This window comes from Microbacterium sp. K36 (assembly GCF_004794355.1).
Taxonomy (GTDB): domain Bacteria; phylum Actinomycetota; class Actinomycetes; order Actinomycetales; family Microbacteriaceae; genus Microbacterium; species Microbacterium paraoxydans_D.
On the sequence record NZ_SSDN01000004.1, the window covers coordinates 1 to 8,706 of the forward strand.

Here is an 8,706-nt window from a genome sequence, read left to right on the forward strand (position 1 = left end):
ACCGGCGGTCCCACCGCGTCCCGACGTCGCCCCGGCGACCACCCCCGGCGCGGTCCCCGGGAGCGCGGGGGCGGCAGGCCTGGTCGGAGGTGCCGGAACCGCAGAGAACACCACCCTCGGTCAGCCGCCGCTGCCCACAGACGGCACCGTGCCCGGTGCGCCGGACGGCATGAGCGGGATCGATGCCGGCACCGCTCCGTGGGGCGTCACGCCGCACGGCGAGACCGTGGACGAGGGGGACACCCCGCTCTACGACCGCACCGACGCCGCCACCCGCGGATCCGACGAAGAGGGGCGACCATGACCGACGCCGCCCCCACACCCTCGGAGCAGAAGGCCGAGACCACGTCGCTCGGCGATCTGCTCAGCGAGGTCACGACCGATCTGTCGACGCTGATGCGGCAGGAGCTGGAGCTCGCCAAGGCCGAGCTCAAGCAGTCGGCCACGCGTGCTGGCCGCAGCGCGGGGATGCTCGGCGGGGCGGGATACGGCGCACTCATGGCCGTGTTCTTCCTGTCCGTCGCCCTCTGGTGGGCCCTCGGCGCCTACGTCAGCGGCCTCGGCTGGTCGGCCGTGATCGTCGCCGTCATCTGGGCGCTGATCGCCCTCGTCCTGTTCGTGATGGGACGCAAGCAGTTGAAGAGCATCGAAGGGGCTCCGCGCACCGTGGACAGCCTCAAGCGCATCCCTGATGCGGTGAAGAGGAATGAGGAGAACAAATGAGCAATTCACCCGACGCGATCCGCGCCGACATCGAGCGGACCCGAGCGGAGTTCGGCAGGGATGTCGACGCCCTCGCCGACAAGGTCACCCCCTCGAAGGGCGTCCACCGGCAGACGCAGAAGATGAAGGGCGCCGTGCGCTCGGCGGTCGACCGCGTCATGGGCGCCGCCGATGACGCCGGGGACCGACTGGGGGATGCCTCCTCCTCGGTCGCCGATGCGGGGCGGCACACCGTCGCCAAGGCCCAGGGGAATCCGCGGGCGGTGGGTCTGATGGCCTTCGCCGCCGGACTCGTCGTGGCTGCGGTCATCCCCGCCTCCTCGAAGGAGAAGGAACTGGCCGAGGACATCAAGGAGAAGGCCCAGCCTCTCGTCGATGAGGCGACCGACGTCGCCAAGACCATCGGGCAGGATCTCAAGGAGCCGGCGCAGGCGGCGTTCGCCGCCGTCAAGGACGAGGCCGCCGGCGCTGCTGCGCATGTTCGCGACGACGCGACCCACGCCGTCGACGAGGTGAAGAGCAGCGCGCAGGACGCCCGCGACAACGTCGCCGGCGGGAACTGAGCGGCGCGGAATCCCTGGAGGAAGGGCCCGGTCCGATCCGTCGGACCGGGCCCTTCCTGTCGCCGGGGCGTCAGCCGTCGACGCCGGTGCGCGTCGGCGTGGAGTCCCGGCGGGCGACGGAACGACGGTGGAGGAGGACGCCCGTCAGCAGTGCGAGCACCGCCCCCGCGGTGAGCCCGATGAGACCGCCCGCGTCACCGCCGGTGGCGGCCAGCCCCGCGGGGGGAGTGGCCGGCGGCGTCGGCGTCGACGGGGACGGCGGCTCCGCGGTGGTCGGGGGCGTGCTCGGGGAGGGCGGGGAGAGCGTGGTCGGGTTGGTCAGCTCGACGGCCGCGACCGATCCCGCGCCGATCGTGAGTCGTCCGCCTCCATCGGTCGTCGTCACGCCGTCACCGCGGAATCGCGGGCTTCCCCATGCGACACCGGGCACGGCCTCCGCGGTGTGCTCCGACAGCGTCACGACCGCGCCTGCTGGGATCTGCGTGACCTGGCGGGCTGTGCCGTCCGCGGGCAGCGTGAGCGTTCCGGTCACCGCACCGTCCGCGGTGGAGTAGGAGTAGTCGACGGCGAACGTCGCATCGGCCGGGACGAGGGGTGCCCCCTCGCCGACGATCCGTTTCGCGACCGAGAATCCGCCGCGCCCGTCCCCTGCGCCGTCGCCGCCCGCCACGCTCGCGGTCACGGTCGCCGTGGTGGTCGTGAAGCTCGACCCCGAGACGGTGTTGGCGAACACCTGGCCGTCGTGCGCATCCGTCGGCAGCTCGGTCCGATACGACAGCCGATACAGGCGGTCGGTCTGCGCCGGCGCCGTGAGCTCCACGGTGAACGCCGAGCTCGCGGGGCCCGGCGTGAGGATGAAGTCGGATCCCGCCGCGAGCGGGTGGAAGTCCGCCGGGTCGAACAGGCCTCCCGCCCACGCATCGGAGGCGACCGAGCCGATGGCCACGGTGTCCGGCAGCAGGGTCAGCCCGGGAGTCGCGGTATCGGTGAGGGTCGGGCGCTCTCCGCTGAGCAGTCGCCCGGGCACCCAGATGTACCACTCGATGGTCCCGTCGGTGGTCTGCACGCCCGACTTGGTCGCGTCCGTCGGCACCGGCTCGGGGCGCTGCGGGCCGACGCCACCACCGGGGATCTCCACGGTGATCGGATCCCCGTCCCCGGTGGTGAAGGTCACGGTGTCGACGTCGGTGGTCTCCTCCGCCTTCGCCTGGAAGAACAGGGTCCCGCGGACGTTGTCGTGGGTGAGGACGTAGTCGCTCAGCGTGCACGTGATCGCGCTCGCCGTGACGATGCAGGTGCCGACGACGGCACCGTCCGGATCCCGCAGCGGGAACGTCGAGGAGACGCCGACCAGGCGGGGCGTCGTGGGGAAGGCCAGCGAGAAGGTATCGCCGGGCTGCGCGCTGTCGGGGACGGCCCAGGTCGCTTCGAGGCGGAGCGTGTCGTACAGATGGATGTCGCCTGTCGGCTCCACCACCGTCACCGCCGTGATGGCGTCCAGCTCCGCCGCGTGCGCCGCCGGCGGCACCGCGAGTCCGACCAGCGCCAGGAGGACGATGGCGCTGCTTGCCATGCCGCGGCTCCTCCCGCGTCGTCGCTCCGTTCTCCTCTTCTGCGTGCGCACCGTCCACCTCTCTGTTCTCTCCGGGGTCTCCGGACGACGAAACCCGCCTGCTTCGCCGACAGACTCTCACATGCGCGGGTGATTACGCTACGTATGAGGACGATCTGTGATCGATTCCGGACAGTGTGGCGGGAAGGGGGCGGCGAGCCGGGTGCTCGCCTGCGGGCGGTAGGCTGTTCGAGTGGCTGCCTCCCCCACCAACCCCTATTCCGAAGCCGGCGTCGACACCGCGGCGGGTGATCTCGCCGTCGAACTGATGAAGTCGTCCGTGCGCGCGACGCACGGCCCCGAGGTGCTCGGCGGCGTCGGCGGTTTCGCCGGTCTGTTCGACGCCAGCGCTCTGCGTGACTTCCGGCGTCCGCTGCTCGCGACCAGCACCGACGGCGTCGGCACCAAGGTCGCCATCGCGCAGGCCATCGACAAGCACGACACGATCGGCCAGGACCTCGTCGGCATGGTCGTCGACGACATCGTCGTGGTGGGCGCGAGGCCGCTGTTCATGACCGACTACATCGCCTGCGGCAAGGTCGTCCCCCAGCGGATCGCGGACATCGTGCGCGGCATCGCCGAGGCGTGCGCCGCGACGGGCACCGCGCTCGTCGGCGGCGAGACGGCGGAGCACCCCGGTCTCCTGGGCCCGCGGGACTACGACGTCGCCGGCGCGGCGACGGGTGTGGTCGAGGCCGACGCCATCCTCGGCGCGGAGCGTGTGCAGGACGGCGATGCGGTCATCGCCGTCGCCTCCAGCGGCCTGCACTCCAACGGCTACTCGCTCGTGCGGCACATCATCACCCGTGCCGGGATCTCCTACGGCGACAACGCCGAGGACTTCGGTGCGACCTGGGGTGAGGCTCTGCTCGAGCCCACGCGCCTGTACACGCTGCCGCTGCTGCGCCTGATCGAGGCGTCCGGCGGGGTCCACGCCCTGAGCCACGTCACCGGCGGTGGCATCGCCGCCAACCTCGCGCGCGTGCTCCCGCAGGGGAGCTGGGTCGAGGTCGACCGCAGCACCTGGTCGCCGAGCCCGGTCTTCCGCGTGCTGAGCGATATCGCCGGTTCCACGCTGGAGTCCGCCGAGGGCACCTGGAACCTCGGTATCGGATTCCTCGCCGTCGTGGCGGCGGACAGGAAGGATGCCGCGATCGCGGCGCTGAACGCCGAGGGCATGCCCTCCTGGCAGGTCGGCACGGTGGGCTTCGGCCCGCGCCCGGCCGGCGAATTCGAACAGGGCGCCAAGGGCGTCGATGGTGGAGCGGTGCGCCTCGTCGGCGCCTACGCGGACGGAGCGAAGTAAGAGCCCATGTGCGGCATCGTCGGAATGGTGGGCTCTGCCCCGGTCAATCAGGACATCTACGACGCCCTCCTGCTGCTGCAGCATCGCGGGCAGGACGCGACGGGCATCGCCACCGCCGAGGCGAACGGCGTCATGCACAACGCCAAGGCCCAGGGGATGGTGCGCGAGGCGTTCCGCACCCGCGACATGCGCGGACTGCTGGGCAACGTCGGTCTCGGCCACGTCCGCTACGCCACCAAGGGCACCGCGTCCAGTGAAGAGGAGATGCAGCCGTTCTACGTGAACGCGCCCTACGGCATCATCCTCATCCACAACGGCAACCTCACGAACACGCGCGAGCTCGCCGCCGACATGGCCCAGCGCGACCGCCGGCACCTGAACTCGTCGAGCGACACCGAGCTGCTGCTCAACGTGCTCGCCGGTGAGCTGCAGGCCACGACCTCCACCGTCGACCTCGACCCCGACCGGATCTTCGAGGCCGTCGCCCGCACGCATGACCGCATCGAGGGCGCGTACGCCGTGATCGCCGTCATCGCCAACTACGGCCTGCTCGCGTTCCGCGATCCGTTCGGCATCCGTCCGCTGATCCTCGGGCGTCGTCCGTCGGTCGTCCCCGGGGCCGAGGGCAAGGACGAGTGGGTCGTGGCGAGCGAGTCCCTCGTGCTGGAGAACGGCGACTACGAGGTCGTGCGCGAGGTCGAGCCCGGCGAGGCCGTGTTCATCACGAACGACGGCGAGCTGTTCACAAAGCAGTGCGCCGCCGAGACGCACCTCGCTCCCTGCGCCTTCGAGTACGTCTACCTCGCCCGTCCGGACTCCGTCATGAACGGCATCTCGGTGTACGAGTCGCGTCTGCGGATGGGCGACAAGCTCGCCGACACGATCGCGAAGCACGTGCCGATGGACAAGATCGACGTGGTCATGCCGATCCCCGACTCGTCGCGCCCCGCCGCGATGGAGGTCGCCCGCAAGCTCGGCATCGAGTACCGCGAGGGCTTCTACAAGAACCGCTACGTCGGCCGCACCTTCATCATGCCGGGGCAGGCGGTGCGCAAGAAGAGCGTCCGTCAGAAGCTCAACGCCATGTCCACGGAGTTCCAGGGCAAGAACGTGCTCCTGATCGACGACTCCATCGTGCGCGGCACCACCTCGAAGGAGATCATCCAGATGGCCCGGGATGCCGGTGCCGCCTCGGTGACCTTCGCCTCCGCCGCCCCGCCGGTCCGGCACCCGCACGTGTACGGCATCAACATGCCCTCCCGGCACGAGCTCATCGCCCACGGCCGCACGATCCCCGAGATCGCGGAGGAGCTGGGCTGCGACCACCTCGTGTACCAGGAGGTCGACGACCTGAAGGCCGCGATCACCGAGGGCTCCGCGCTGGAGGACCTCGACATGAGCTGCTTCGACGGCCGCTACGTCACCGGCACCGTCTCCGACGAGTACCTCGCCTGGGTGGAGGGGTCGCAGACCTCTTGATGTCCGGGTCCCTGAGCGCGCCGCAGGGCCGACCCCTCTGGCAGGGGCGCGCCCTCGCGTTGATCGGGATCGTGCTGGTCGCGTTCTCGCTGCGGTCGGCCGTCGCCTCGCTCTCTCCGGTCCTCGATCACGTCGCCGAGGACTTCCCGGTGGCCCCCGTGATCGTGGGGCTGATCGGCGCCGCTCCGCCCGTCTGCTTCGCGCTGTTCGGGCTGCTGACCCCGCTGTTCGAGCGCCGGTTCGGGCTGGAGCGCATGGCGGTCGTGGCGATCGTGCTGATGGCGGCGGGCATGCTGCTGCGCGGCCTCGCCCCCGACTCCTGGAGTCTGCTCGCGGCAACCGCGGTCGTGTTCGCCGGCGTGGGGTCGGGCAACGTCTTGCTGCCGCCGCTGGTCAAGAAGTACTTCGCCGACCGGCTCGGCGTCATGATGACCGCGTACTCCACGACGCTCGCGGTCTCGACCTTCCTCCCCCCGCTGGTCGCCGTCCCCGTCGCCGACTCGCTCGGCTGGCGGATCTCGTTGGGCATGTGGGGCGTGGTGGCCGCCCTCGCGCTCGTGCCCTGGGTCACGCTGCTGGTGCGCTCCCGCGGCGACGACCGCCCGGTGCCGACGGAGCTCCTGGTCCCCGACCCCACCGACGGCGTGGACGATGTGCGCGACGCGGTCGCCGCCTCGACCGGGCCGATCACGACCCAGTCGGCGAGTCCCCGTGTCTTCGGCCGGCTCTGGCGGCTGCCGCTGGCGTGGGCGCTCGCCCTCGTGTTCGGCACGTCGTCGACCATGGCCTATGTCGCCTTCGCCTGGCTGCCGACCATCCTCGTCGACCTCGGCGGCGTGACCCCGGCGACCGCCGGCTTCCTGCTCTCGCTGTTCGCTCTCGTCGGGCTGCCGTGCTCCATGCTCGTGCCGGTGCTGGTCGTGCGGTTCCAGGCGACCCGCCCCCTGTTCTTCGTGGCCGTGGTCGCCGGTCTCGTCGGTCTCGGCGGCCTGCTGCTCTTCCCGGCCGTCGCGCTGCCGCTGTGGGTGGCGATCTTCGGGCTCACCGCGATCATGTTCCCGCTGAGCCTCGTGCTCCTGAGCATCCGCGCGCGTACGCCGGAGAGCGCCGTCGCCCTCAGCGGCTTCGTGCAGAGCATCGGCTACGCGATCGCGGCGGTGTTCCCGCTCCTCGTCGGCCTTCTCCACGACACCAGCGGCGGGTGGCAGGTGCCGCTTCTCGTGGTGGCGGGGGTGCTGGTCGTCTCGGTGCCCGCGGGCATCATCGCCGGTCGCCGCCGCACGATCGAGGACGAGTGGGAGCGGCGTCACGGCCGCTGGTGACGATCGCCGTCAGGCACCGATGTTCATCGTTGCCGCAGGGGTTATGAGCTTTCTCGCGTCGTGACGCGAGGCGGCGCGGTCGAGGAGCGCACGATGAGCTGGGGGTCGGTGGAGGGCATCTCGCCGACCGGGTCGTGGCCCTCGATCTGGGTGATGAGCCGTAGCGCGGCGGCGCGGCCCATGGCCTCGAACGGCTGACGGACGGTCGTCAGCGCGGGAGAGGCGTACGCGGCGAGGGCGATGTCGTCGACGCTCACGACGGAGATGTCCTCCGGCACGCTGCGCCCCGCTTCGTGCAGGGCGCGGATGAGGCCGAACGCCATCTCGTCGCTGCTGACGAAGACCGCGGTCGCCTCGGGGATCGCGGCGATGGTGCGGCCGGCCCGGTATCCGGACTCCGGGGTCCAGTCCGCCGGGATCACCGGCGGCGGGACGATGCCGCGCTCGCGGAGCGTCTGCTCCCAGGCCTCGCTGCGCTGCTGCGTCTCCGTCCAGTAGTCGTCGCCGGAGACGTGCCACACGGTCTCGTGGCCGAGGTCGAGGAGGTGCTCCACGGCGAGTCGGGCGATCGCGCGCTGGTCGACCGCGAGCGGGGCGTCCTCCTCCAGGGAGGTGCGCTCGCTGCGGGTGGCGGGCGTCCGCTCGGTGCGCGCCCGCATCGCCGGCGTGTCCAGGGCGATGGGCACGCCGAGGATGATGCCCTCCGCGCCCTGCCGCTCCAGGCGATCGAAGGCCTCGAGGAACGCGTCGTCCGAGGCGTGGTCGGCCACCGCCGCCGTGGTCACGGTGTAGCCGTTCGCCGCCGCGGCCTGTTGGATGCCGACGCCGAGCGCCGCGGAGGAGTAGCGATCGGTCGAGACGACGATCACCCCGAGCACACGGGTGCGCCCCGATGCGAGTGATGCGGCGGCGGCGTGCACACGGTAGCCGAGCTCCTCGACCGCGGCGAGCACTCGTCGCGCCGTCTCCGGCCGCACGTTGTCCTGCCCGGACATCACGCGCGAGACAGTCTGCGTGGAGACGCCGGCGAGGCGGGCGACGTCGACCTGGCTGGGGGCGCGGTCGTCTTTCGGACGGCGAGGGGACATCCCCCAATGGTAGCGATCCATCGGCGGAAAACCAGGGAGCGCGGACCTCGGCGATGCGATAATGTGAACGCAAACAATTCAGCTGGGAGTGCAATGTCCGACCTTCTCGCCGCGGCTTCCGACGGCTCCTCCACCGCCGTCGCCGCGCCGACTGACGCCGCTGTCTCCGGCGCTCCCGCCCTGTCCTGGCGCGATGGGGAGATCCTTCGCGACGGTGTGCCGCACCGCATCCTGTCCGGGTCGATCCACTACTTCCGCGTGCACCCCGACCAGTGGGAGGACCGCCTGCGCCGGCTCGCCGCGATGGGCGCGAACACGGTCGACACCTACGTCGCCTGGAACTTCCACGAGCGGGTCGAAGGGGACATCCGCTTCGACGGCTGGCAGGACGTCGAGCGCTTCGTGCGGCTGGCCGGAGAGGTCGGCCTCGACGTGTTCCTGCGGCCGAGCCCCTACATCTGCGCGGAGTGGTCGAACGGCGGGCTGCCCTTCTGGCTCACCGGCAGGGTCTCGGCGCTGCGGACCAGCGATCCCGCGTTCCTCGCCGCCGTCGACGCCTGGTACGACGCGCTGCTCCCGCGGCTCGTGCCCCTGCAGGCGGCGTACGGCGGGC

General features: G+C 71.3%; 8 protein-coding genes and 1 pseudogene. 7 read left to right on the forward strand and 2 right to left on the reverse strand.

The window, feature by feature from the left end; translation table 11 throughout:
• From DW296_RS16345 to DW296_RS00055, 3 genes and pseudogenes are all read left to right on the forward strand, one after another.
• Positions 1–304, forward strand: a pseudogene (locus DW296_RS16345) (hypothetical protein); the annotation flags it as partial.
• Positions 301–723, forward strand: a complete 423-nt coding sequence (locus tag DW296_RS00050; protein ID WP_136050569.1) for a phage holin family protein — start codon at positions 301–303, stop codon at positions 721–723. The pseudogene DW296_RS16345 and the gene DW296_RS00050, both read left to right, overlap by 4 nt.
• Entirely contained in the window at positions 720–1,286 is a 567-nt protein-coding gene (locus tag DW296_RS00055) for a DUF3618 domain-containing protein (protein ID WP_136050570.1), read from the forward strand. The genes DW296_RS00050 and DW296_RS00055 overlap by 4 nt, the downstream gene beginning before the upstream one ends.
• A 70-nt stretch (positions 1,287–1,356) precedes the next feature.
• Here DW296_RS00055 and DW296_RS16350 read toward each other — a convergent pair whose 3' ends face one another.
• On the reverse strand, positions 1,357–2,859 hold the full coding sequence (locus DW296_RS16350; RefSeq protein WP_168428948.1) for a DUF5979 domain-containing protein: 1,503 nt from the start codon (positions 2,857–2,859) through the stop codon (positions 1,357–1,359).
• A 232-nt stretch (positions 2,860–3,091) separates the two neighbouring features.
• Here DW296_RS16350 and purM point away from each other — a divergent pair, with 232 nt between their 5' ends.
• The 3 genes from purM to DW296_RS00075 are packed head-to-tail and all read left to right on the forward strand — an operon-like array spanning position 3,092 to position 7,005.
• Positions 3,092–4,204 carry a phosphoribosylformylglycinamidine cyclo-ligase gene (purM, locus tag DW296_RS00065; RefSeq protein WP_136050571.1) on the forward strand — a complete coding sequence of 371 codons (1,113 nt, stop codon included), beginning with the start codon at positions 3,092–3,094 and terminating at the stop codon, positions 4,202–4,204.
• Positions 4,205–4,210: 6 nt separating this feature from the next.
• Entirely contained in the window at positions 4,211–5,683 is a 1,473-nt protein-coding gene (gene purF, locus DW296_RS00070) for an amidophosphoribosyltransferase (RefSeq protein WP_136050572.1), read from the forward strand.
• Positions 5,683–7,005, forward strand: coding sequence for an MFS transporter (locus DW296_RS00075; protein WP_136050573.1), 1,323 nt, complete (start codon positions 5,683–5,685; stop codon positions 7,003–7,005). Before purF ends, DW296_RS00075 begins: the two co-directional genes overlap by 1 nt.
• A 41-nt stretch (positions 7,006–7,046) precedes the next feature.
• Here DW296_RS00075 and DW296_RS00080 read toward each other — a convergent pair whose 3' ends face one another.
• A complete protein-coding gene (locus tag DW296_RS00080; RefSeq protein WP_136050574.1) occupies positions 7,047–8,093 on the reverse strand; it encodes a LacI family DNA-binding transcriptional regulator in 1,047 nt (348 codons plus the stop codon).
• 93 nt (positions 8,094–8,186) lie between these two features.
• Between DW296_RS00080 and DW296_RS00085 the strand changes: the two genes are divergently transcribed.
• Positions 8,187–8,706, forward strand: a 520-nt coding sequence (locus DW296_RS00085; RefSeq protein WP_205807748.1) for a beta-galactosidase, incomplete at its 3' end; no start/stop codon positions are given.

What these genes read in the sequence shown, in the direction of transcription:
- DW296_RS00055 (WP_136050570.1), top strand. Translation starts at nt 720, where the DNA reads ATGAGCAATTCACCCGACGCGATCCGCGCCGACATCGAGCGGACCCGA.
- purF (WP_136050572.1), top strand. Translation starts at nt 4,211, where the DNA reads ATGTGCGGCATCGTCGGAATGGTGGGCTCTGCCCCGGTCAATCAGGAC.
- DW296_RS00075 (WP_136050573.1), top strand. Translation starts at nt 5,683, where the DNA reads ATGTCCGGGTCCCTGAGCGCGCCGCAGGGCCGACCCCTCTGGCAGGGG.
- DW296_RS00050 (WP_136050569.1), top strand. Translation starts at nt 301, where the DNA reads ATGACCGACGCCGCCCCCACACCCTCGGAGCAGAAGGCCGAGACCACG.
- DW296_RS00080 (WP_136050574.1), bottom strand. Translation starts at nt 8,093, where the DNA reads ATGTCCCCTCGCCGTCCGAAAGACGACCGCGCCCCCAGCCAGGTCGAC.
- DW296_RS16350 (WP_168428948.1), bottom strand. Translation starts at nt 2,859, where the DNA reads ATGGCAAGCAGCGCCATCGTCCTCCTGGCGCTGGTCGGACTCGCGGTG.